18 protein-coding genes are annotated in these 23,244 nt (G+C 60.7%); 8 read left to right on the top strand and 10 right to left on the bottom strand.

All coding sequences use genetic code 11. From position 1 onward, the window contains the following. Positions 1-84: 84 nt before the first annotated feature. The 7 genes from AD668_RS27980 to AD668_RS28010 all read left to right on the top strand — a co-directional run bounded on the left by AD668_RS27980 (position 85) and on the right by AD668_RS28010 (position 7,280). Positions 85-999 (top strand): LysR family transcriptional regulator, encoded by a 915-nt coding sequence (locus AD668_RS27980; protein ID WP_053164391.1) that lies wholly within the window; start codon positions 85-87, stop codon positions 997-999. Between the two features lie 69 nt (positions 1,000-1,068). Beyond that, positions 1,069-2,577, top strand: coding sequence for a sigma-54-dependent transcriptional regulator (locus AD668_RS27985; protein ID WP_053164393.1), 1,509 nt, complete (start codon positions 1,069-1,071; stop codon positions 2,575-2,577). A gap of 397 nt (positions 2,578-2,974) precedes the next feature. Beyond that, on the top strand, positions 2,975-3,358 hold the full coding sequence (gene gcvH, locus AD668_RS27990; protein ID WP_053164394.1) for a glycine cleavage system protein GcvH: 384 nt from the start codon (positions 2,975-2,977) through the stop codon (positions 3,356-3,358). A gap of 35 nt (positions 3,359-3,393) precedes the next feature. Next, complete coding sequence (glyA, locus tag AD668_RS27995) at positions 3,394-4,650, top strand: serine hydroxymethyltransferase (protein WP_053164396.1); 1,257 nt, start codon at positions 3,394-3,396, stop codon at positions 4,648-4,650. A 135-nt stretch (positions 4,651-4,785) separates the two neighbouring features. After that, on the top strand, positions 4,786-5,778 hold the full coding sequence (gene lipA / locus AD668_RS28000; RefSeq protein ID WP_053164398.1) for a lipoyl synthase: 993 nt from the start codon (positions 4,786-4,788) through the stop codon (positions 5,776-5,778). 30 nt (positions 5,779-5,808) lie between these two features. After that, positions 5,809-6,567 carry a M15 family metallopeptidase gene (locus tag AD668_RS28005; RefSeq protein ID WP_053164400.1) on the top strand — a complete coding sequence of 253 codons (759 nt, stop codon included), beginning with the start codon at positions 5,809-5,811 and terminating at the stop codon, positions 6,565-6,567. After that, on the top strand, positions 6,564-7,280 hold the full coding sequence (locus AD668_RS28010) for a L,D-transpeptidase (protein ID WP_053164402.1): 717 nt from the start codon (positions 6,564-6,566) through the stop codon (positions 7,278-7,280). The genes AD668_RS28005 and AD668_RS28010 overlap by 4 nt, the downstream gene beginning before the upstream one ends. Before the next feature lies 1 nt (position 7,281). Here the strand turns inward: AD668_RS28010 and AD668_RS28015 are convergent, their stop codons facing one another. The 7 genes from AD668_RS28015 to AD668_RS28045 form a co-directional block, all read right to left on the bottom strand. Next, positions 7,282-8,676 carry a cytosine permease gene (locus AD668_RS28015; protein ID WP_053164404.1) on the bottom strand — a complete coding sequence of 465 codons (1,395 nt, stop codon included), beginning with the start codon at positions 8,674-8,676 and terminating at the stop codon, positions 7,282-7,284. Between the two features lie 45 nt (positions 8,677-8,721). Beyond that, positions 8,722-9,462 carry a TorF family putative porin gene (locus AD668_RS28020; protein ID WP_053164406.1) on the bottom strand — a complete coding sequence of 247 codons (741 nt, stop codon included), beginning with the start codon at positions 9,460-9,462 and terminating at the stop codon, positions 8,722-8,724. 108 nt (positions 9,463-9,570) lie between these two features. Further along, complete coding sequence (locus AD668_RS28025) at positions 9,571-11,310, bottom strand: amidohydrolase (protein ID WP_053164408.1); 1,740 nt, start codon at positions 11,308-11,310, stop codon at positions 9,571-9,573. A gap of 20 nt (positions 11,311-11,330) precedes the next feature. After that, on the bottom strand, positions 11,331-13,127 hold the full coding sequence (locus AD668_RS28030; RefSeq protein WP_053164410.1) for an amidohydrolase: 1,797 nt from the start codon (positions 13,125-13,127) through the stop codon (positions 11,331-11,333). Between the two features lie 200 nt (positions 13,128-13,327). Continuing rightward, positions 13,328-14,350, bottom strand: coding sequence for a helix-turn-helix transcriptional regulator (locus AD668_RS28035; RefSeq protein ID WP_053164412.1), 1,023 nt, complete (start codon positions 14,348-14,350; stop codon positions 13,328-13,330). Positions 14,351-14,436: 86 nt separating this feature from the next. Beyond that, positions 14,437-15,279 carry a nitrilase family protein gene (locus AD668_RS28040; RefSeq protein WP_053164414.1) on the bottom strand — a complete coding sequence of 281 codons (843 nt, stop codon included), beginning with the start codon at positions 15,277-15,279 and terminating at the stop codon, positions 14,437-14,439. Continuing rightward, a complete protein-coding gene (locus tag AD668_RS28045) occupies positions 15,276-16,775 on the bottom strand; it encodes a cytosine permease (protein WP_053164416.1) in 1,500 nt (499 codons plus the stop codon). Before AD668_RS28045 ends, AD668_RS28040 begins: the two co-directional genes overlap by 4 nt. 199 nt (positions 16,776-16,974) lie before the next feature. Between AD668_RS28045 and AD668_RS28050 the strand changes: the two genes are divergently transcribed. After that, positions 16,975-17,877, top strand: a complete 903-nt coding sequence (locus AD668_RS28050; RefSeq protein ID WP_053164418.1) for a LysR family transcriptional regulator — start codon at positions 16,975-16,977, stop codon at positions 17,875-17,877. A gap of 86 nt (positions 17,878-17,963) precedes the next feature. Here AD668_RS28050 and AD668_RS28055 read toward each other — a convergent pair whose 3' ends face one another. Genes AD668_RS28055 through tssM form a run of 3 tightly spaced genes read right to left on the bottom strand, consistent with a single transcriptional unit; the run spans position 17,964 to position 23,238 of the window. After that, a complete protein-coding gene (locus AD668_RS28055) occupies positions 17,964-18,995 on the bottom strand; it encodes a serine/threonine-protein kinase (protein WP_053164420.1) in 1,032 nt (343 codons plus the stop codon). After that, positions 18,992-19,717: a PP2C family serine/threonine-protein phosphatase gene (locus AD668_RS28060; RefSeq protein WP_053164422.1), complete on the bottom strand. Its 726-nt coding sequence runs from the start codon at positions 19,715-19,717 to the stop codon at positions 18,992-18,994. The genes AD668_RS28055 and AD668_RS28060 overlap by 4 nt, the downstream gene beginning before the upstream one ends. After that, positions 19,717-23,238 carry a type VI secretion system membrane subunit TssM gene (tssM, locus tag AD668_RS28065; protein WP_053164425.1) on the bottom strand — a complete coding sequence of 1,174 codons (3,522 nt, stop codon included), beginning with the start codon at positions 23,236-23,238 and terminating at the stop codon, positions 19,717-19,719. Before tssM ends, AD668_RS28060 begins: the two co-directional genes overlap by 1 nt. Positions 23,239-23,244: the final 6 nt, after the last annotated feature.

Here is a 23,244-nt window from a genome sequence, read left to right on the forward strand (position 1 = left end):
GGGCGCAGGTTTTCGTGGAAAAAATGCTAAACATCAGATACTCATATCGGCATTACCGATGCATCCACAGGCGGGAGGTTCCAGGTGATTCAACTGCACGATGTCGATCTGAAGTTGCTCAGGGTGTTTGCCACGATTGTCCGTTGCGGCGGGTTTTCCGCCGCACAAGCCGCGTTGAACGCCGGGCAGTCCACCATCAGCGAACAGATGACCCATCTGGAAACCCGCCTTGGGGTCAAGCTCTGCCAGCGCGGGCGCAGCGGCTTTCGCCTGACCGAACAAGGGGTGGCGATCCATGAAGCCACCCAGCGCCTGCTGTCGGCGGTGGAAAATTTCTGCATGGACGCCGACGTGCTCAAGCAGCACATCAGCGGCAAGCTCAACCTGGGAATCATCGACACCACGATCACCGACCCCGACTCGCCGATCCCGCGCACCACCCAGCGCTTCGTTTCACGGGGCCATGACGTGCACCTGAACGTGTACGTCGGCACCCCGGCGGAACTGGAAGAACGGGTACTCGACGGCCGCTTGCACCTGGCCATCGGGCACTTCCCGATCCATGTGCCGGGGTTGTTGCAATCACCGCTGTACCAGGAAGCTTTGGGCTTGTATTGCGGACGGCGCCACCCGTTGTATGGCAGTCAGGCTGAAGGTGAGGAGTTGCTCGAAGAAGTCGCTGCGGGGCGGATTGTCGTGCGCGGCTACATGCAGCAACACGACCTCGAACACCTGGGCGTGAGCAAGGCGGCCGCCACCGTGGACAACATCGAGGCCACCGCGATCCTGATCATTTCCGGCGCCTACCTGGGTTTTCTGCCCGAGCACTTCGCCGCCCAGTGGGTCAAGAACGGCGAGATGCACCAGTTGGCCCCGACGAGCCTGCTCCTGAAATCGCCGTTCGATGTGATCACCCGGCGCGGCACGGCACCGCCGCCGATCCTGCAAGCGTTCCTTGAGGATCTGGCCACCAGCGCCCGTAAAACCGGCCAGCCGTGATGTGACACTCGCCAAATTCAAATTTTGCCGGGCATACTGATTTTAGTTCGCCAACCTTGCAGGCCCCCCATGCGCATCCACGTCACCTTCATCGACCGCGTCGGCATCACCCAGGAAGTGCTGGCCCTGCTCGGCGGGCGCAGCTTCAACCTGGACGCCGTGGAAATGGTGCCGCCGAACGTCTACATCGATGCGCCAACCCTTGGCGCCGAGGTGCTGGAGGAGTTGCGCGAAGCACTGTTTGGTGTGCATGGCGTGCAAGCGGTGACCATGGTCGACATCCTTCCGGGGCAACGGCGCCGCCTGCAACTGGACGCGTTGCTGGCCGCCAGTTCCGACCCGGTGCTGGCGGTGGATGACCGCGGCCATGTGCTGCTGGCGAACCCGGCACTGATTGCCCTCTGCGGGCGTGAACCGGCCGGTGAGTCGTTGACCGCCCTGTTTGACGATGCCGATTTGCAACGCACTTTGATCGCTCACCATTTCCGCCTGCCGATGCACGAGGTCAGTCTCGGTGGCCAGACTTTGCTGCTCGACGCGATGCCGATCACTGATGCCGGCGCCCTGCTCACCCTGTATCAACCCAATCGCATCGGTGAGCGACTGTCGGCGTTGCACCACGACCATGCCGAAGGTTTCGATGCGTTGCTCGGCGAATCGCCGCCAATCCGTGCGCTCAAGGCCCGTGCGCAACGGGTGGCGGCCCTGGATGCGCCGCTGCTGATTCAAGGCGAAACCGGCACCGGCAAGGAACTGGTGGCCCGCGCCTGCCATGCGATCAGTGCCCGCCACGACTCTCCGTTCCTGGCGCTGAACTGCGCGGCATTGCCTGAAAGCCTGGCCGAAAGCGAGCTGTTCGGCTACGCCCCTGGCGCCTTCACCGGCGCGCAACGGGGCGGCAAACTCGGTCTGCTGGAACTGGCCGATCAGGGCACGGTGTTCCTTGATGAAGTGGGGGAAATGTCGCCCTACCTGCAAGCCAAATTGCTGCGTTTCCTGAGCGATGGCTGCTTCAGGCGGGTCGGTGGCGACAAGGAGGTCCGGGTCAATGTGCGGGTGCTCAGCGCGACCCACCGCGACCTGGAAAAAATGGTCGCCGAAGGGCGGTTTCGCGAAGACCTGTTCTACCGCCTCAATGTGCTCAACCTGCAAGTGCCGCCACTGCGCGAGCGCGGTCACGACATCCTGCTGATGGCCAATCACTTCATGCAACAGGCGTGCGCGCAGATCCAGCGACCGGTGTGTCGCCTGGCGCCGAGCACCTTCAGCGCCCTGCTCGGCAACCGCTGGCCGGGCAATGTGCGACAACTGCAAAACGTGATTTTCCGCGCGGCGGCGATTTGCGAAAACCCGCTGGTGGACATCGACGACCTGGACATCGCCCGCACAGCGGTGGAGCGGCAGAACGACGGCGAAGTCGGCAGCCTGGAAGAAGCGGTTGGCGACTTTGAGAAGAACCTGCTGGAGCAGCTTTATCGCAGCTATCCGTCGAGCCGGTTATTGGCTGCACGGTTGCAGACATCCCATAGCGCAATTGCGATTCGCTTGCGCAAGTACGGCATTCCAGCCAAGCCCTGAGTGATCTGCCGGATCACATTCCCCTGTAGGAGCGAGCCTGCTCGCGATAGCGGCCTGACAGTCAACCTACATTTCAACTGACACGCCCTCATCGCGAGCAGGCTCGCTCCTACAGGAGACTGTGTTGCTTCTGCACTTCTCGTATGAAAATCGATACAGCGTAGCGAAATCAAGACAATCTCCTTCCCAGCCGCCTTTACGGTGTCTGCGCTCACATCCCTGCTTGGCTGTATTGATTTCAATACAAATGAAATGGTGCGCACTTAACGAGATAACATCAAGCCATTGATTTAAAACAACTAATCAACCTTGGCACCGCCCTTGCTAACTCAACCTCAGCTCCGCTCGTTGCCCTGCCAGGAGCCCTGAATGCGTCCAAAAATAATAAGGAACTGAGATGAGCCAATTGCGTTTTACAGTCGATCACGAATGGCTGCGGCTTGACGCCGATGGCCTGGTCACCGTCGGCATCACCGCATTTGCCCAGCAGGCGCTGGGGGATGTGGTGTTCGTTCAGGTGCCTGAACTGGGCGCCTTCGATGCAGGCGCTGAAGTGTCGGTGCTCGAATCGGTGAAAGCCGCCAGCAGCATCGGCATGCCGCTGGACGGTGAAGTGGTCGAGATCAACACGACGCTGGAAAGCACCCCGGAACGGGTTAACGAAGACCCCTTGGGCGAAGGCTGGTTCTTTCGCTTCAAACCCGCAGACCCTGAAGCTTTGAGCGAACTGCTGGATCAGGACGCCTACGAGCAATTGACCGCAGAACACGCCGACGCCTGAAGCCCCCTCCCTGAATTCCGAATAAGGACCACACCATGTTCAGCAAGCACGACCAGATCAAAGGCTACGACGACGAACTGCTGGCGGCGATGAACGCCGAGGATGCGCGGCAGGAACACCACATCGAACTGATTGCCTCGGAGAACTACACCAGCCAACGGGTGATGGAAGCGCAAGGCAGCGGCCTGACCAACAAGTACGCCGAAGGGTATCCGGGCAAGCGTTACTACGGCGGCTGCGAGCACGTCGATGTGGTCGAGCAACTGGCCATCGACCGCGCCAAACAATTGTTCGGCGCCGACTACGCCAACGTCCAGCCGCACTCTGGCAGCCAGGCCAATGCCGCGATTTATCTGGCCCTGCTGCAAGCCGGCGACACCGTGCTAGGCATGAGCCTGGCCCATGGCGGTCACCTGACCCACGGCGCCAAGGTGAGTTTTTCCGGCAAGCTCTACAACGCGGTGCAATACGGCATCGACACCAAAACAGGGCTGATCGATTACGACGAAGTCGAGCGCCTGGCCGTTGAGCACAAACCGAAAATGATCATCGCCGGGTTCTCGGCCTATTCGAAGACCCTGGACTTCCCGCGCTTCCGTCAGATTGCGGACAAGGTCGGCGCGTACTTTTTCGTCGACATGGCCCACGTTGCCGGGTTGGTGGCGACCGGTCTGTACCCCAATCCCCTGCCCTACGCCGACGTGGTTACCACCACCACCCACAAGACCCTGCGCGGCCCGCGTGGTGGTCTGATTCTGGCGAAGGCCAATCCTGAACTTGAGAAAAAGTTCAACGCGGCCGTGTTCCCCGGTGGTCAGGGCGGCCCGCTGATGCACGTGATCGCGGCCAAGGCTGTGTGCTTCAAGGAAGCGCTGGAGCCAGGCTTCAAGACCTATCAGGCGCAAGTGATCCGTAACGCCCAAGCCATGGCCGCAGTTTTTATCGAGCGTGGATACGACGTGGTGTCCGGCGGCACGGATAACCACTTGTTCCTGGTCAGCCTGATCCGCCAGGGCCTTACCGGCAAAGACGCCGACGCCGCTCTCGGACGTGCCGGTATCACCGTGAACAAGAACGCCGTGCCCAACGATCCGCAGTCGCCATTCGTGACCTCGGGCCTGCGCATCGGTACGCCGGCGATCACCAGCCGTGGCTTTAAGGAAGCGCAGAGCATTGCGTTGGCGGGCTGGATCTGCGACATCCTCGATCACTTGGGCGATGCCGATATCGAAGCCAATGTTGCCCGGCAGGCCGCCGCGTTGTGCGCCGACTTCCCCGTCTACCGCGACTGACCACGCGGTGATCCGCTCTTGTAGGAGCCGGCTTGCTGGCGATGGTGCCCTGAAGGATGTCATCGCCGGCAAGCCGGGCTCCTACAGGAAGCATCAGGGCAAATCACCCTCCCGTTCGCGTAAAAGGAAAGCATCATGAATGCCATTGTCGAATCGACCGGCAATAGTCCAGCCAAAGTAGAAATCGGCACCAAACTGCGCGGCGCGGAAAAGGTTGCGCGGATTCCTGTGAAGATCATTCCCACGGAAGAATTGCCGCGCAAACCCGACTGGATTCGCGTACGTATGCCGATCTCTCCCGAGGTCGACCGGATCAAGCAACTGCTGCGCAAACACAAGCTGCACAGCGTCTGCGAAGAAGCCTCATGCCCCAACCTCGGTGAGTGTTTTTCCGGGGGCACGGCGACGTTCATGATCATGGGCGACATCTGCACCCGCCGCTGCCCGTTCTGCGATGTCGGTCATGGCCGGCCCAAGCCGCTGGATGCCAACGAGCCGATGAACCTGGCCGTGGCCATCGCCGAGCTGCGCTTGAAGTACGTAGTGATCACCTCGGTGGACCGCGACGACCTGCGCGACGGTGGTGCCCAACACTTCGTCGACTGCCTGCGTGAGATCCGCAAGCTCTCGCCCGGCATTCAACTGGAAACCCTGGTGCCCGATTATCGCGGGCGCATGGACGTCGCGCTGGCGATCACCGCCGCTGAGCCACCGGATGTGTTCAACCACAACCTGGAAACCGTGCCGCGTCTGTACAAGGCAGCGCGGCCGGGTTCGGACTTCGAGTGGTCGCTGGACCTGCTGCAGAAATTCAAGCAATCGGTGCCGCACGTGCCGACCAAATCCGGCCTGATGCTCGGCCTTGGCGAAACCGACGACGAAGTCATCGAAGTCATGCAGCGCATGCGCGAGCACGACATCGACATGCTGACCCTCGGCCAATACCTGCAACCGTCGCGCAGCCACTTGCCAGTGCAGCGTTTCGTGCATCCGGACACGTTCGCCTGGTTCGCCGAGGAAGGCACACGGATGGGGTTCAGGAACGTAGCGTCTGGCCCGCTGGTGCGCTCGTCGTACCATGCCGATCAACAACTTCATGGAGGTGCCGACGGTTTCAAGCCATCATGAGCAGACTGGTCATGCATGGAGCCGTTCCCGATGTCGCGTTCACCCTGTCTGTTGATGCTGTGCCTGAGCCTCGCCGCACCGTGCATGGCCGACGCGCCAAAGCCCGAGCACATGGTGTACTTGCGCGCCATTGATCCAGGCATCGAGCAGGACATCCGCTACGCCAGCGCCCACAACTTCACCGGGCATGCGCTCGAGGGTTATCAGGCGCCCGAATGCCTGTTGACGGTGGACGCCGCCAGGGCCCTCGCCCGGGTGCAAGCCGCGCTGAAAGCCGAGGGTTATGGCTTGAAGGTGTTCGACTGCTATCGACCGACTCGTGCGGTGGCGGACATGGGCCGCTTCGCCAACGAGCCGGGAGACCCACTCAAGGCCGAGTTTTACCCCCGCGTCGACAAGCAGGATTTCTGGCGCCTGGGTTATGTGGCTCGCGTGTCCAATCACTCCCGGGGCAACACCGTCGACCTGACGCTGACCGGCCCCGGCGCCCCGCCCGCCGACACCTGGACACCTTCCGCCACACCGGTCGATTGCACCGCGCCTTACGGCCAGCGCTGGAAAGATGGTGCGCAGGACATGGGCACCGGGTTTGATTGCTTCGATGAACGTGCGCATACGGATTCGGCGCAAATCAGCGCAACCGCCAAAGCCAATCGACAGCGACTCAACAGCGCGATGGCAAAAGCAGGATTCAACGGTTATTCCACCGAGTGGTGGCACTTTACCTTCAGCGGGAATCCACCCAAGCCGGACGTGATGGATTTCCCCATTACGCCGTTGCAGCCATGAACACGCTGATCAACACCCTGCTGACGCTGTTGTTTCCATTGGCCGCGATGGCCCAGGGACTCGACGGCAGCGATCAACTGATCGTGGTCACCAGTAAAAACTGGAATGACACTCAGGGCGTGGCCCAGCGCTATGAACGACACGGGCAGACCTTTGAAAAATTCGACGCGCCATTCGCGATTGTCCTTGGCAAGAACGGTATGGGTTGGGGCAGAGGTTTACTCGACATCGAACAACGCGAAGGGCCGGTCAAGCAGGAAGGCGATGGCAAGGCACCGGCCGGGATATTCAAGCTGGGATCGGCGTTCGGCTACGCGCCTTCGGCCGAGACCCGCCTGCCCTATCTGTCGCTGACACCGACCATCGAATGCGTGGATGACAGCCAATCCAGGCGTTACAACGAACTGGTCGACGGCGCGGTCGTCGACAAAGACTGGAGCAGTTCCGAACGGATGCGCCGTTCGGATGAGCTGTATCGCCAGGGCATTTTCATCCAGCACAACACCCCGGCCACGCCCGCTGCCGGCTCGTGCATTTTCTTCCACCTCTGGCGCGGTCCCAGCGCGCCGACCCGTGGCTGTACGGCCATGGACCCGGCGAACATCGTGCAGCTGTTCGACTGGCTCGACCCGAGCAAATCCCCGGTGCTGGTGCAACTGCCGCAAGCGCAGTACGAGCAGTTGCGCCAGCGCTGGACACTTCCCGAGCGTTGATTCAGGCCTTCGAACCCCGCTCCACCACCGCACTCATCGACGGTTTGGCCAACGCGTAATACATCAGCCCCGGCACCACCAGCCCGACAATCCAGGAAATATCCACGCCACCTAGTTGCGCAACCATCGGCCCGGAGTAGAAATGGGTGTCGACAAAAGGCAGCTGGATCAGCACGCCGATCACATAGACGCTGATCCCCGGCACGTTCCAGCGACCATAACGCCCGTTCGGGTCGGACAGTGCCGCAATGTCATAACGCTCCTTGTTGATGAAGTAGTAATCCACCAGGTTGATCGCGCTCCACGGGGTGAAGAACGTCAGCAAAAACAGGATGAAATACTTGAACGAGTTGAGGAACGAGTACTGCCCCAGCAATGCCACAGTGGTGGACGCCGCGACAATCAGCAGCACGAACAGCATGCGCTGGCCGGCGGTGATTTCCAGGCGGCGACGAAAACCACTGATGATGGTCGCCACGCACATGAAGCTGCCGTAGGCATTGAGGGTCGACACCGTGACCTTGCCGAACACGATGCTCAGGTACAGCAACGACGCGATCACGCCGGTACTGCCCAGACCGACGATGGTCGCCACTTCGTGCCCGCGGAAATTCGCCCCCGCCAGCGCTGCGGCGAACACCCCAAGCACCATTGAAGCCTGCGCCCCGATCACCGTGCCCAGGCCGACGGCGGCGAAGGTTTTCCATGACGACGTCTTGCTCGGCAGGTAGCGCGAGTAGTCCGCCACATACGGCCCGAACGCGATCTGCCAGGACGCCGAGAGCGACACCGCCAGCAAAAAGGTGCTCCAGGCAAAATGACGGTTTTCCAGCAGTAGGCCGATGTCGTTGAGGGTCAACAAACGGGTGAACAGGTAGACGAAGGCAATGATGCCCAACACGCTGGCCACCCGACCGACCAGGTGAATCACCCGATAGCCGAAGATCGTCAGAAAGGCGATGCACGCCGCAAAAATCAGGATGCCGGCGCTGTCGCTGACACTGATCAACTGCGCAATCGCCTGCCCCGACAATACCGCACCCGTGGCGCTGAACCCGAGGTACATCAGACACACCAGCACAATCGGAATGGCCGCCCCGTACACCCCGAACTGCACACGGCTGGAGATCATTTGCGGCAACCCGAGTTTGGGCCCTTGCGCCGCGTGCAGTGCCACTACAGCCCCGCCCAGCACCTGCCCGATCAGCAAGCCGATCAGCGACCAGAACACATCGCCGCCCAACACCACAGCCAGCGCGCCGGTGACGATGGCGGTGATTTGCAGGTTGGCACCCAGCCACAAAGTGAACTGGCTGTAGAGGCTGCCGTGACGTTCGGCCTCGGGAATGAAATCGATCGAGCGGGACTCGATCAGCGGACTTCGTTGCGCACTCATGACAGTGTTTCCTTTGAGGAACTGTTTTTGTTGTCAGGGAAAAACTCAGAACGTCTTGGTTGCACTGGCGACCACCGTGGCCGAGCACAGGTCGTCATAGCCGTACCAGCCGGAGCACTCGCTTTTCGACAGGTCGGTGTCGACGTAACTCAGGCCCCAGGTCACGCCGACGAAGTCGCGGGTCAGCTTGGCTTCCCACTCGTAGTAGGACTCGCGGTTGTCACCGTCGGCGGTCCAGAACGCCGGGTCTTTCACGTCGTTGCGCCCGAAACGCAGGTCCAGGGCGACTTCGGCTGGCAAGTCGATTTTGTAGCTGAGGTAGGTGTAAAGGGTGTCCTGGTCCTCGCCAAAAACGTTCGGCGTATCGTCCGAGTAATAGGCACCGAGCTTCACGCCGTACAGGTCGAGAACCGCGTACACCTCGCTGAGGTTGAATTCGGAATTTTTCGGGTAGTCGTACTTGATGTAGCCCAGGTCCAGGCTGATTGCGTCCGTTGCCTGCCAGTAGTAACCGGCGTAGTACTCAAGTTCCTGACGGGTGTCGAAACCGCCGCCGAAGTCGACGTTGGAGGTCCAGGCGCCGATGTACAGGCCGCTGCTGTGCAACAGCGTAGCCCCGCCCTGCACCGCTGGATCGCCCAGGGTTTGTGAGATGCCCCGGGTGCGGTAATCGCTGACGACACCCAGGGTCATCTCCAGGCTGAAATCGTCGTTGAGGGTCAGGGCCTGGCTGGTCAGTGGGATCAGGGCCAGTGTCGCGAGGGTCAATGCTGAAAATGCGTTCATACAGTTCTCTTGTTGTTATGACGTACGGGGAATTTCAGGCATGGCGAAGCCAGGCCCCTCGCGCTACGAGGGGCTGGCCGTTTTCTACAGGTGTCGGGTGTACGCAGGTCAGGACGCGGGGGCGTAGACCTGCTTGCCGGCGAAGAAGGTCTTCAGGACTTTGGTTTCGAACAGTTCGTCATCGCTGACCTTGAACACGTCGCGGTCGAGGATGATCAGGTCAGCCTGCTTGCCCGGTGCCAGGGAACCGATCTGCTCGTCCAGGCGCAAGGCTTTCGCCGCGTTGATGGTGTAGGCGTAGAACATGGTCTGGCGGTCGATGCTTTCCTTGGCATTGAGCACACCCAACGGCCCTTTGCGGGTGCTGGCCTGGGCGATGGCGTTGAACGGGTTGTTGCTCGACACCGGCCAGTCGCTGCCACCGGCAATCATCGCGCCGGCGTTATGCAGGGACCGCGCGGGGTACTGATAACCGTAGGCAAACGCGCTGATGTAAGGCTTGACCAGTTCCACGGTGTAAGACTCGCCGGTGGCCCACAGCAGTTGCATCGAGGCGATCACGCCCAGTTGCTTGAAGCGTGGAAACTCCTTGGGATTGACCAATTGCAAATGCGCGATGCTGTGCGGCACAGGCTTCGGGCTGAGCTTGCGCGCATACGCCACGCCATTGAGTGCTTCACGCACCGCGCGGTCGCCGACCGCATGCATGTGCACGATCCATCCGCGCTTTTCCGCTGCCACCACCAGTTCGCCAAAGTGCGACGGATCGGTCAGCAGTTGACCGTCCTTGTGGCTGTTTTTGTACGGCACGATGACTGCCGCCGTTTGCCCCGGGAATTCGAGGATGCCGTCGACAAATATCTTGATGCCAGGGAACGTGAGGTTAGGCACGCCTTCGAACTGCTTCATGACCGTGGAGATCACTTCCAGATCGGCGGGCTTGCTTTTCGGATTGGTGACCATCAACGCCGCGACGTGGGCGCTGAGCTCGCCGTTCTGCGACAGCTCCTTGTACAGCGGCAGCACGCCGACACTTTCAGCGGTGGCATGGAAATCGAACAGCGAATCTTCACTGCCGCCGTTCGCCGCCGCATCCATCCAGGCGGTGACACCGTACTGATTGTTGATCTTCACCGCCTCGCGAGCGGCTTTGAGCATCGCTTCCGGGGTGGGTGCCGGAATGCCGTTGCGCACCACGTCCCAGCGCGATTCGGCAAAGTAGCCATTAGGGGTGAAGTCCGCTTCATGGCCGATGTAACCGCGTTCTTTCTCCGGCAGGCTTTTGACCAGCGCCGCGTCGATCTTCAAACGCTTGAGCATCGCGTTGTTGGCCCAGCCGGTGTGGCCGTCGATGCCGCTGAACACAATCGGTTGATCGGCCCAACGCCCCTGGTTGAATACCTTGCCCAGTTCACGGGCTTTCTCCCAATAGGCCGAACTGACCCCGGCCACGCTGATCACGTCACCGGACCGGGCACGCCCGGCCTTGTCCTCTTCGATCAACCATTGCTCCAGTTCGGGCATGGGTTTGACCTCGTCCAGCAGGTTGGCCTTCATGCTGTCGAAAGCCCCGGAGACCGGGTGGCTGTGGGTGTCGATCATACCCGGCATCAACACTTTGCCCGCCAGGTCGATGCGCTGGGTCTTGGCATCGGCCAGGGCATTGATTTCGGCATCGCTGCCGGCCTTGAGAATCTTGCCGTCCTGCACGGCAACCGCTTGCACAAGGCCTTGGCCCGGCTCGGCGGTGAAGACTTTGCCGTTGAACAGCACCAGGTCGGCGGCGGCCATCGCCGGCACCGAGGAGATGGCCAACGCAGCGGCCAACAGGTTTGGAATCAATCGCATCAGAACGCTCTCTGGTTTTTTTATTGGGCGGATCGGGAAATGACAGACTGGGAAGCGACTTGCGGCGCAGTCCCCAGGAACGGTGCCTTGGCCCAGACGACCTTGCCGCCGACCACCGTCAACAGCACCTGGTTACGGCCGAGTTCGTCTTCGGGCACCTGCATGAAGTTCTTGTCCAGCACGATCAGGTCGGCGAATTTGCCGACTTCGACCGAGCCGAGCACCGCGTCCAGCTTCAACTGTTCGGCGGAATTGAGGGTGATGCTGCGCAACACGTCACTGCGCGACAGCGCCGGGTCGGCGTTCAACCGTCCTGCGTATTTGGTGCCATAGCTGTGCGGATTGGTCGGATCGCCGGAGCGGGTGACACCGACTTTCAGCGCCAGGAATTCATCGAGAGGATCGACCGGCCAGTCACTGCCATACGCCACTCGGCCACCGGCCCGGGCGATGCTGCCCGAGGGTTCCATGCGCGCAAAACGGGCGGTGCCCAGGTGTTCGCTGGTGCCGTCGACCGTGGACGGTGCCTGCTGGGCCCACTGGAAAGACATGTTGGCGGTGACGTCGAGTGCCTTGAAGCGTGGGTAGTCCGCGGGGTCGACCGATTCGGCATGGGTGATCGTCGGGCGAAAACCGTTGCCGGGAAGTTGCTGACGCACGTACTCGATACCATCGAGCGAGTCGCGGACCGCCCGGTCGCCGGTCGCATGCAGGTGCGGGTCGAAACCAGCCTGCACCGCTTGCAACAGCAACGGCTTGAGCACTTGCGGCGGGAAATACAGCTCGCCGACGTTGTGCCCAGGCGTCCATTTCGGTGCGACCTCGGAGCCAGTGTTGCTCAGGTAGGGACTCAACATGGCGCCGGTATCTGCCGGGGCGTTGATGATGCCGTCCATGAACAGTTTGACGTGCCGCATGTTCACGCCCGGCGCGACCTTCACCTCGCCCTGATCGTACGTGCTGGCCAGTGCCTTGGCCTCGGCGATGGTCTTCGCTGGATCGGCAATGGCGGCAGCCGGGTCAAGTTTGATGGCCAGTAAGGCCCGGGCGGTCAGCTCGCCGGAGTTTTGCAGGCCAGTGAAGGCTTTGCCGTTTTCCGGCCCTGACAGCGCATCGAAGAAACTGGTGATGCCCTGCTGGCGCATGGCGTCGAGGGCGGCACGGAGCTGGTTGAGTTTTTCTGCGTCGGTCGCAGGCGGCACTACGGCGGCCATCGACTCGGCGGCGCCGTCTTCGCAAATGCCGTTCGGGTTGCCGGCGCTGTCACGACGGTACTTGCCGTCTTCGGGATCAGCGGTGCTCTTGCTGATCCCGGCCAGTTCCAGGCCCCGGGAGTTGGTCAGGATGGTGTGGAAATCGGTGGAGCGCACCTGGATCGGACGCTGTGTCTTGAGCGCGTCGAGGGTCGCTTTATCGGCGTCGCCATCGAGTCCGGTCATGCCCATGCGGTCCCAACTGCCGACTTCAAGCCACACGTCCGGGCCCTTGTCCTTGTCAGCATCAAGGCAGGCCTGAATGCTGGCCTGAAACTGTGCGCGGGTCAGGGTTTGGTACTTCAGGTCACACAAGGTCATGGCGCGACCGCCGTCGCCCGGATGCATGTGCGCATCGACGAAGCCCGGCATCAACATGCGCCCGCCCAGGTCGATCAATCGCGTCTGCTTGCCGATGTAGTCGTCGATGCCGGCGTCGCTGCCGACATAGACAATCTTGCCAGCCGAAACGGCTATCGCTTGCTGCACGGAGTTCTGGCCATCGACGGTGTAGACGTAGCCATTGCGCATGACCATGTCGGCGGGTGTCGCCGCCAACGCCATGCCGGAAATCGCCGTCGTCGCCGCAACGGCGACAAAAAGCCTGGAAAGTCTCAAATGCCACACCCCTGTTCTTATTGTTTTGAAGCGGCCCGAAGCGACTGCGCCAGCCCCTGATAGACAGGGCCTACCCTATAGGGCGCAGCGTTCGAATGGACCTCTGCAAATGAGGAGGGGTGAGGCAAATAGTTGAAAAGACGCGATTAATCGCGGCGTGCAGACTCCGTCGGCGGACCCGCAGAGCGCAGCACCGAACCGAGCTCCACCTTGCTTTTGACGCCGAGCTGCAAATAGCAGTTGCGCAGGTAAGTGCGCACGGTGGCCGGGCTCAGGGACAGGAGTTTGGCGATTTCCTTGTAGGAGTGACCCGCGGCGAACAACATCGCCGCCGTGCGCTCCCGAGGGGCCAGGCCTTCGGCTCGCGACGGCGCTTCCAGAGACAGGATTACATGCTCGGCGTTGGGGCTCAGGGTCAACGCGCAACGACCCAGACGCACCACGCAAGGTGCTTTTTGCAGCTGTGAGACCACCTCGACCGGCAGTATCGAGCCATTCCAGCCGGGCATTTCACGTTGAATCGCCGCGCATAACCGCGCACCGACATACAGCAAGCTGCCGTCCAGGCGCGCAACACCGAAGTCGCTCGCGCCATCGTCGGTATCGAAGCGAATCATGTCCTGCACCTGAAACCGCCACAGCTGGAACAGGTGATCGCAGAACGCCGAAAACAACTGGGCCTCGTGTTCATCGAACGACTGCTCACGCAGGCCACGGTAGAGACAGACAAAGAACATCAAGCCACTTTCGGGCAACTCAAAGGTGATGCTCATCAAGTGGTAGAGATCGTAGCGCCGGGCGAAATCGTTGACCGCCTCGCACGGGTCGTTGAACCCCGTATCACGCACCACCTCGCCGGGCTGGCTCAAAGTGGCATGGGAGAACTGATCGTTGGCCGCCACCGGGTGCCATTCGGCGGCAAACGACTCAGGAAGATTGATGCTGCCGTGCATCCAGCTCTGCGGTGCAACATTGGGACCCGCAGTGGACATCTCGCCCCACCAGGCCGACGCGAACGGCACCAGCTCACCGAAGGCCTGCAAGCCATCGGCGATGAAGCGCGACGCACCGCTATCCCGCGCCAGCCGTCCAACGTGCAACACGCAGCGATTGAACGCCTTCAGCGTGGCCATGGACGTGTTGTCACCGGCCTTGATCCCCTCCTCCATCATTGCGATCCCGTTCACTGCATGGTCTGGTGGCTTGACGATGCCATAGGGCCGGGAACGGGTCCAGCTCACTTTGACATCAACGGTTACAAACCGCTGTCCAGCCCGTACAACGAGGGTCGCCGGTCCTGATGCAGGTCATTACGCGCACTGATGCGTTTGTTGCGCGCCTCGGCGAGATTCAGCGTCGCGAGCAGGATTTGTTCGCCGCCCTGCTCTGCCGGTCCGGCCAACGGATAACCGTCGGCGTCGACGATGACCGAGCCCTGCACCCAGCCGACGCCACGTTCGTGACCGTAACGGTCGCACGCGGCGATGAACATCCGATTGACCGAGGCATTGGCCTGCACCCGCAGGACCTCGGCTGGACGCTCGGTCTGCGGTCGCGGGCCGTCGGGCCAGTTGACCGGCGCGCACAGCAAGTCAGCGCCAGCCAATGCGGGCAGGCGCACCCACTCGGGGAACTCCAGGTCGTAGCAAATCAGCATGCCGAGACGTCCATGGACGGTCTCGACCACGGGCGGCGCGGCATCGCCGGGGGTGAAGAGGTCTTTCTCCGCATCCCACAAATGCGCCTTGCGGTACACCGCACGCAGCCCGTTGGCGTCGATCATCACCGCACTGTTGGCCAGTTCGTCACCTTCCAGGCGCTCGCAGAACCCGCCGACGATCACCAGGTTCAACTCGCGGGCCAGCGCTTGCCACAACTGCAACATTGGCCCATCGACCGTTTCCGCCAAAGACAGCGCTTCCTCTCGATCGGCAAACAGGTAGCCGCTCTGCACAAGCTCGGGCAGCACCACGACTTGGGCGCCCTGATGGGCTGCCTGACGAATTGCACGCTCGGTGAGTGTTCGGTTGTAGGCCAGATCGCCTATTTTCGGCGCCAGTTGGCAGCAGGCGACCACGGTATTTCTTGCGTTGTTCAACGCCCTGCCTCCGCAGATGAATGGGTCATGGCGACAATGTCATGCTCGGTCAGCGCGTCGATCACTCGACGTTCGGCCACCAGATCAAGCGAGCGGCTGAGCAGGTAATACGTCAGGCCCGAGACCAACAGACCCACCAGCCAGGCGATGTCCACGCCTGCCAGCACTCGTGCCAGAGGGCCGACGAACACCTCTTTGCCGGCGGCGGCATCGAAGATGTAGAAGAACGGCACCATGGCGGCGAAGCCGATCAGGTACGAGACGATCCCGCGAAACTGCCAGGCGCCGTAGATGCCCTTCGGCGTGAAGAAATGCGGGATCGCGTAGCGACCTTTGCGCACGAAGAAATAGTCCACCAGATTCACCGCTGTCCACGGCACGAGGAAGTACAACAGCAGCACAAGGAAGGTGTTCAACAGGGCAATGCCGTCGCCTTTGATCGACAACACACAGGTCAGCAAAATGAGGCTGATCACACTGATCGACAGGACTCGGGCGCGGGGTGTCGGGGTGATTCTCCGGATCGAGTCGACACCGGTCAGCAGCGTCAACATGGCGCTGTAGGTGTTGAGCGCAATGATCGGCAGAAAGCCCAGTACCGAGACAATCACCAGCAGATTGCCCAGCCCAGGCAGCATCGACGAGCCGACCTGATTCAACGCCACCAACGCATCCGCCGCTTTCAACTCCTGGGCCAACCAGGCACCGAGACCGATCATCCAGCTGCCCGACAACGAGGCGCCGATGAACACTGCGGCGATGAGCTTTTTGCGGCTGGTGTTCTTTGGCAGGTAGCGGGAATAGTCGGATACATACGGCGCATAGGAGATGTTGTAGCTGGCGCCGATGGCAAACAGTGTGGCGAACGCGACCCAGTTGAAGCCCAGGTCGGACGCCGGCGTAACGCCTTCGGAACCGGCGCCGAACATCAGGGCAATGGTCACCAGCGCATAGAGCGGCAAGGTCGCGAGCAACGCCCACTTGAAGGCCTTATGCATCAGGTCGTGGCCGTAGATCGATAACAATGCGCCAATCAGCACTACGACCACGGCGACGATGGTGGGGTCGATGCCGAACACATGCTCCAGGCCGTTCATGATCAGCGAGATGTTCACCACGTTGAAGCCGACGAATACAAACATCGTCGCCATCAAGGCCAGGATCACCCCGCGGTATCCGAACTGGGCGCGGGACTGGATCATCTGCGGCAAGCCCATTTCCGGCCCCTGGGAACCGTGAAAGGCCATGAAGATAGTGCCGAACATGATGCCCAGCGCACCAGCCAGCAGGGTCCACATCGCCGACAAGCCAAGGCTCGGGCCGACAAATCCGATGGAAATGGTGAAGAAGTGAAAATTGCCGAGAAACCAGAACGGCCCCTGGCTGCTGAGTTTGGCGTGACGCTCGCTTTGCGGAATGTAATCGATGGAGTGGCCTTCGATGGCCAACCCGCCGCTCGCCTCGGTGGCGTGCGCAGACACTGGGGAACCTGACATACGATTGTTCCTATGCAGTTGTTTATTGTTTTTGTGGGTGCAGCGCTCGTTTCGAGGTCCGGTTCAGGTGAAAATCCAGAAAAATCTGACGATGACGCTGGTTTCACGGCAATGTAGGCCGTCGAACTGGGCGATAAAATATCGCAGGCACACTGTTCACATAGATCCAAACCTATGTAAGTGATTATCTGGAGACCCCATGCTGGGAACTGTTACGGAGCTGGATCTGCGTTTGATCCGGGTATTTCTGACCGTCGTTGAAGCGGGCGGGATCTCGGCGGCGCAAACCGCTCTCAATACCACGCAACCGACCATCAGCGCGCAATTGGCCACGCTGGAGGCGCGGGTCGGTTTTCGCTTGTGCGAGCGCGGCCGCGGCGGGTTTTCAGTGACGCCCAAGGGCGAGCAATTCATCGAGGCGGCTCGCCGTCTGCTGGCGGCCGCCGAAGGATTTCGGGTCGAAGTCCAGCACATCAACCGTAAAGTCTCGGGCAACATCAACATCGGTCTGCTCGGGCAGATCGACCCGGTGGCGAACAAGAAAATCGGCCTGGCCATTGCACGCTTGAGGGCCCGGCACGAAGGCCTGTACTTTCATTTCACCGAACTGTCCTCCTCGCTGCTGGAAGAAAAAATCATTAACGGCCACATCGACCTGGCCATCGGTTACTTCTGGCACCGCTTGCCCAACATCGATTACGTTCCGTTGTTCGAGGAAACCCAGATCGCCTACTGCGCGCCGTCGCATCCGCTATCGGAACAGGCAGGCGCCTTGACCCGCGCCGATGTCAGTGCGTTTGACTGGGTCTGGCCGAGCCATCCCCTGCCGGAAATGCCCGCCCCCACCTCAATCGAACGCCTGACCGTGCTCACCGACAGCATGGACGGCGCTGCGCTGCTCATCCTTTCGGGCCAGCACCTGGGGTTTCTGCCTCAGCACTATGCGGCCCGGCATGAACAGTTGGGGCAGTTGCATCCGTTGAATCCGCAACTGCTGCGTTATGAGGTGGGGTTTCATGCGGCGGTGCGACACTCGGCGCGTCAGCGGGATCTGGTGAGTGCTTTTCTCAACGAATTGATCGAGATCTTCGGGGAACCATAGGAGCGAGCTGGCTCGCGAAGCTGTTAACGATAACGCGTGCTTACTGATTGAACGCGGGCAAGCTCGCGCCTACGGGCATTTGTCGCTCAGCTCTTTGTCAGGTGCATCCGATACGACCACTTTTCACACCACGAGGCCGATTCTCCCAAGGCACGCCGAAGACGGGAAACCGTGGTGACCCGGGCAACCGGATCAAAGCTCAACGCCTCTCGCAATTCTGGCCAGCAGTGTTTCGGCAGATTCGGCGGTGCACGCAACTCGCGCTCCAGGTTAGCGTCGCGGGCTTCGGTCGACGGCAAGCGCCGGAACGGGTGTTTACCACCCGCCAATTCGTACAACAGACAGGCTACGCCGTACACGTCGGCAGCAGCCGTTAGCGGTTCACCTTGAAGAAGTTCGGGAGCAGCGTAACCGGGAGTCCAGGCGTTGAAGCACTTGCGGTTCAGTCGCGGCAGACCGGGCAGGACCCCTTCCTGCGCCTGCCCCAGACCGAAGTCGAACAAACGCACTCCGTCATCACTGAGCATCACGTTGCTCGGTTTCATGTCGCCGTGCACCACACCGCGAGCGTGGGCGTAGGCAAGCCCATCGAGTAGCGGCAACGCGATGTCGCGCAGTTCTTTCCACGGCAGACCCAGGGGGCGTTCGCAGAGCAATTTGTCCAAAGTAAAGCCGCGCATGAGTTCCATGGTAATGAAGGGGCGCTGGCAGTGCGCGTCCACTTCGAAGGTGTGCAAGCGCAGCACATTGTTGTGGCGCAGAAGTCGGGTCAGGGCGAACTCGCTGTAGAGCAAGACGCTGGCGTCCGGTGACTCGGCAAACTCCTCACTGAGAATTTTCAGCGCGATGTAGGGATCGGGATCACCAAACTGTTCGCTCAGCAGGTCCTTTGCGCGGTAAACCGCACCCATGCCGCCAGCACCGAGCAGGCGCTCTATTCTATAACGTCCCCCCAAAACGTCCGGCAGTGTGCCGATGCTGGCCTTTGTGGGTGCCTTAGCCGATTTGGCGTTTCGCGGTTTTCCATTTTGCGCAGCGTCAAACGCAAAGTAAGTCAGGTTACTGGCATGTGCTTGCTTCATCAGAATGTCGTCGAGTGGCGGCATGAGTGGGGTCATTGGCGGATCACTACGGCAGTCAGGTTGTCCCGCGCCAAGCCACGCAGAGCGCCGTCAAACAGACGCTCCAGTGCAACCTGTGGCGCGGCCAGGCTCAAGGCGTTACCCAAGGCGTCGCTGTTCAGACAGTTGTACAAACCATCGCTGCACAACAAAAAAGCATCGCTGGGGTAAACCTCAAGCTCGATAACATCGAGCGTCAACCGATCCGTCGCCCCGACCGCACGGGTCAGGGCGTGGGCATCAGGGTGAGCCTTGGCATCCTCGACACTCATGTTTTGCTGGTCGATAAGTTGCTGTTGTAGCGAATGGTCCCTGGATAGCTGATACAGACGCTGGTTGCGCCACAGGTAACAACGGCTGTCGCCAGCCCAGATGCAGGCAGCGCGATTGCCCTCCACCAGCAGCGCCACGACGGTGCTGCCCATGATGCTGTCGTGGTGCCCGGCGGTGACGGTCAATTCCTGGCCCAAACGGCGATTGAGCCAGTGCAGGCACTGGCGAATGCCTTTGAGGCGTTCGTCAAAGTCATCCTGTAACGGTAGCTCCGACAGGCTTTCGACGATCAACTGGCTGGCGATATCGCCCCCCTGATAACCGCCCATGCCGTCAGCGACCACCCACAGCCCCAGATTTGGACAGTCCAGAAAAGCATCTTCGTTATGCGTGCGAACCTTGCCGGCGTCGGTTCGCGCAGCGCTTCGCCAGCGGCCGTCAGCCATCAGAGCTGTGCCGGCATACGGAAAGTACGCAGCACGCCCATATCGAACGGGTTCGGCGCGCGCTGGCTGCTGAGCAAGTAGTTAGCGCGCAGGCCGCCCACGTCGGATTTCAATATCAATACGTCGCGACCGGTCAAGTACTCGGTCTGCATCAGGTCAAACAGGCGAAACAACGACCATGGGCCGGTGTTTTTCTCTATGCCGACCGGGCGGCCCGCGATCTTGTCCAGCACCAGACTGGTACGACCGTCTTCAGCGTCGGTTGGCCATAGGAACGATACCGACACAATCGGACCATGGCGGTATTCGATGGTCTTGTCGCCAAACCTGAACTCGGAACGGCTGACTACCGGATCAAGGGTGTAGGGTTCCAATTTGAACTGAACTTGCGGCTCGGCTGGGTTGATCGAGAAGAAGCTCTGGCGAATCACTTGTGCTGCCGCCATCTGGTCGAGGTAACCCCTGGACATCGGCAGGCTTTGACCATCAATGACGCGCAGACGGAAGTTGCCCGGATCACCGCTCACGAAAGGACGCATATAGGTGTCGAAGAAACGGTCATTGATGCCCTGGGTCTTGAAGAATTCGCGGAAGTCGCCAAGCGCCACGTCACTGGCGCTGTGGGCGTTGAATGGATAACGCTGGTTGATCGCCTTGCCATAGAAATTGTACAGCTCGCTCTGATAGCGCTGGTTCAAGTACCGATAGGAATCGCTGAGCACCAGCCGCCAGGTGTCTTCGGCCAGCACGTTGAACCACACGCTGACCGGACGCGGCAAACGACTGGAGGCATTGCGCATGGCGCTCAGTGCGTCGCGTTGATTGCCCATGCGGGTCTTGGCCATTTCGAACGCCGCAAGCTCCGGCACGCTGGCGCGGGCCAGGCTTGCCAGCTGCAGCTGCAGGTCGTTGAGTGCTGTCAGGACCGGAATCAAATCAGCGGCCGGGCCATTGTTGTCATCCAGCAGACGGTGCAGCGGTTCGAAGCGACGTTGCAGGGACTTCTTCGCGGTGTCCGGCAGGTTATTCGCCATGTCCACCGCTTTGTCCGCTGCCGCCGAGGCCAGCTTGCCGAGCTTGCCGCCTTTCTCGGTGAGCGCCCCGGTCGCAGCAGCCACATCAACGCTGTCGGCAACCACCGAAAACCGGGTATTTTCTCGCACTTCCACCAGCAGTTGCAGCACCGGCGAATTGGCTGAGGTCAGGCCCGCCAGTTGCTCGGCACCCTCGCCTGCGTCGTTGATCGGTGGCAGCGCAACCTGGCCGACCGCCTCGCTCCAGAAAGTGGCATAGTCGCGAAAATAAAGCTGCTCCAGCTCAACCATCAGGCGACGCAAGTCCATGCCGCTGATGCCAGAACCATCGCCCAGCACCCAGTTGTCTCGCAGGATATGGGTGACCAGCGCAGAACCCTGCACCGAGAAGTACTGCCGATAACCCTGCTGGGTGTAAAAGCCCGGAATCCCGTAAGCGGTACCGACAAACAGCGAGCCCTGTGGGCCGAGGTGTTGGCTGAGGCGGTACTCGGGGAGGCTGCGAGCCTGCTCGCGCAGCATTCGGTAAACGACGTTGACCAGCGATTCGCTGCGCAATACCTGACGCGCCTGATCCACCAGTTTCTCATTCAGCGGATAGGAAAACGGCTGCAGCAACAATCGCTCCAAGTGAGTGTTCAAACCATTCTGCACCGCGGTGTTGCCGGCGTAACGTTGGGACCAATCCGTGGCGACCCAATCCTTGAGCCACTTCGCATCAAGGCGATCTTTAATGTTCAGCATCAGGTACGCGCGCAGACTGTTGAGCAGGCGTTCGCGGTCTTGCATGTTGGCCTGAATCTGCCGTTCGAGCAGCGTCGCGACCTTGGGCAGCAGTTGTGTTTCGAGCTCACGTTCGTAAGCGGTATTGACCACTGGATTGACGTCTTCGCCTTGGTACAGGCCACTTCGTTCGTGGTACGACACGTCATCTATCTTCGGGAAGACCTGAGTCGCCGCATAGCTGGCGTCGAGGGTCTTGAGCACGACCAGGGAGTCATCTTGCGCAGTCAATGCCAAGCGCTTTTGCGTCCAGATCTGTGCGAGATTGCGCAGGTTTTCCAAGCGCTCATAGTTGGCCGAGAAACCACCTGCCCACAGCATGCCAAACAGTGTCAACGTCCCCAGCGCACCTACGTACAACACACGCTGGCCCCAATGGATGCGACGGCGTTCGCGTTTGTCCAGGCCAACCAGATCGGCCTCAGGGAAGATCACCCGGCTGAGCACGTGGTGAATGAACCGCGAGCGCCCGCTGCGAAGGGTTGGGAGCATGCTGGTTTTCACGCCTGCTTTGGCGCCCATAGCAGCGGCGGTCGTGTCCATTTCCTGGGTCAGATACGGTGCGCTGGTCAAATAGAAACCGCGCAACTGGCTGGCACGCTGGTAGCGATTACCGGTGAGCGCCATGTCGACGAACACGCACAGCCGCTCACCGACCCGCTCCAGTTGATGAGGGAAGTCGAGGATGCGGCCACGGCGCCGGGTGTCGCGTTCCTGGTGCATGCGCATGACCACCTGGCTGTTCAAGCGTCGCAGCAGCTCTTCGAACTCGGCGCGTAGCACGACAGTATCGGTGCCACTCTTTTCTTTGCGGAAGCTGGCGCCGAACACCTGATCGCTTTCTTCACGGGTCAGTTGATCGAAGAACTCATTGAAGCCGAGCAGCTTGTCAGCCTTGCTCAGTACCAGATAAACCGGCACGTCGACGTGGAGTTTTTGATGCACCTCCTGCAAACGCGAACGAACCTGGCGGGCCAGGGGATCGAGGCTTTTCTCATCGGGGCAAAGCAGGGTTTCCACTTCAATGGTCACCAGCACACCGTTCAATGGACGGTTGCGGCGACGTTTGCTCAGCAGGTCGAGCAAGGTGCTCCAGGCACTGCCGTCGACGTCGACATCCGTCTGTGTCAGATAACGCCCGGCGGTGTCGATCAAGACAGCGTGGTCGGCAAAGTACCAGTCACAATGACCAGTGCCGGCGGTGTCGCGGGTCAGCTTGCGGTCGATCTTGTTGATCGGAAAGTCCAGACCCGAGAAATCCAGCAGGCTTGTCTTGCCACTTCCCTGAGGGCCAATCACCAGGTACCACGGCAAGTCATTGCGCCAGTCCTCGCTGCGACCGCGATACAAGCTCGAAGTCTTCAAGGTTTTCAGGGCATCCTTGTAGCGTGTCCTCAACTCAGTCTGCTCTTGGTCGATCTGCTCTTCACGGCGGATACGCTCCTGGCCGGTTTCGCTTTCTTCGACGGCTTTTCTACGCACACCGGCGCGCCAGCTGACGAAGACCATGGTCAGGCCCCAGGTCAGGAACAGCACGCTGATGGTCAGCAAGCGAGAGCTCGAACCTTCCCAGAACTTGTAGTCATTCACTGCCAACAGCGGCCCGACGAACCACACCAGTTGCGCGACGAACAGCACCACCAGCAAGGTCCAGACCCAGGTTTTGCGCAAGAATGCGCCGACTTTCTTGAAATACTTTTTCATCACGCG

It is taken from the genome of Pseudomonas sp. P1.8 (assembly GCF_001269805.1).
Classification (GTDB): Bacteria; Pseudomonadota; Gammaproteobacteria; order Pseudomonadales; family Pseudomonadaceae; genus Aquipseudomonas.

Coding starts and splice junctions, on each gene's coding strand:
- AD668_RS28050 (WP_053164418.1), top strand. CDS start 16,975: ATGCTGGGAACTGTTACGGAGCTGGATCTGCGTTTGATCCGGGTATTT.
- AD668_RS27985 (WP_053164393.1), top strand. CDS start 1,069: ATGCGCATCCACGTCACCTTCATCGACCGCGTCGGCATCACCCAGGAA.
- AD668_RS28045 (WP_053164416.1), bottom strand. CDS start 16,775: ATGTCAGGTTCCCCAGTGTCTGCGCACGCCACCGAGGCGAGCGGCGGG.
- tssM (WP_053164425.1), bottom strand. CDS start 23,238: ATGAAAAAGTATTTCAAGAAAGTCGGCGCATTCTTGCGCAAAACCTGG.
- AD668_RS28055 (WP_053164420.1), bottom strand. CDS start 18,995: ATGACCCCACTCATGCCGCCACTCGACGACATTCTGATGAAGCAAGCA.
- AD668_RS28060 (WP_053164422.1), bottom strand. CDS start 19,717: ATGGCTGACGGCCGCTGGCGAAGCGCTGCGCGAACCGACGCCGGCAAG.
- glyA (WP_053164396.1), top strand. CDS start 3,394: ATGTTCAGCAAGCACGACCAGATCAAAGGCTACGACGACGAACTGCTG.
- AD668_RS28005 (WP_053164400.1), top strand. CDS start 5,809: ATGTCGCGTTCACCCTGTCTGTTGATGCTGTGCCTGAGCCTCGCCGCA.
- AD668_RS28010 (WP_053164402.1), top strand. CDS start 6,564: ATGAACACGCTGATCAACACCCTGCTGACGCTGTTGTTTCCATTGGCC.
- AD668_RS28030 (WP_053164410.1), bottom strand. CDS start 13,127: ATGGCGTTGGCGGCGACACCCGCCGACATGGTCATGCGCAATGGCTAC.
- AD668_RS28035 (WP_053164412.1), bottom strand. CDS start 14,350: ATGGAGGAGGGGATCAAGGCCGGTGACAACACGTCCATGGCCACGCTG.
- AD668_RS28015 (WP_053164404.1), bottom strand. CDS start 8,676: ATGAGTGCGCAACGAAGTCCGCTGATCGAGTCCCGCTCGATCGATTTC.
- AD668_RS28020 (WP_053164406.1), bottom strand. CDS start 9,462: ATGAACGCATTTTCAGCATTGACCCTCGCGACACTGGCCCTGATCCCA.
- AD668_RS28025 (WP_053164408.1), bottom strand. CDS start 11,310: ATGCGATTGATTCCAAACCTGTTGGCCGCTGCGTTGGCCATCTCCTCG.
- lipA (WP_053164398.1), top strand. CDS start 4,786: ATGAATGCCATTGTCGAATCGACCGGCAATAGTCCAGCCAAAGTAGAA.
- gcvH (WP_053164394.1), top strand. CDS start 2,975: ATGAGCCAATTGCGTTTTACAGTCGATCACGAATGGCTGCGGCTTGAC.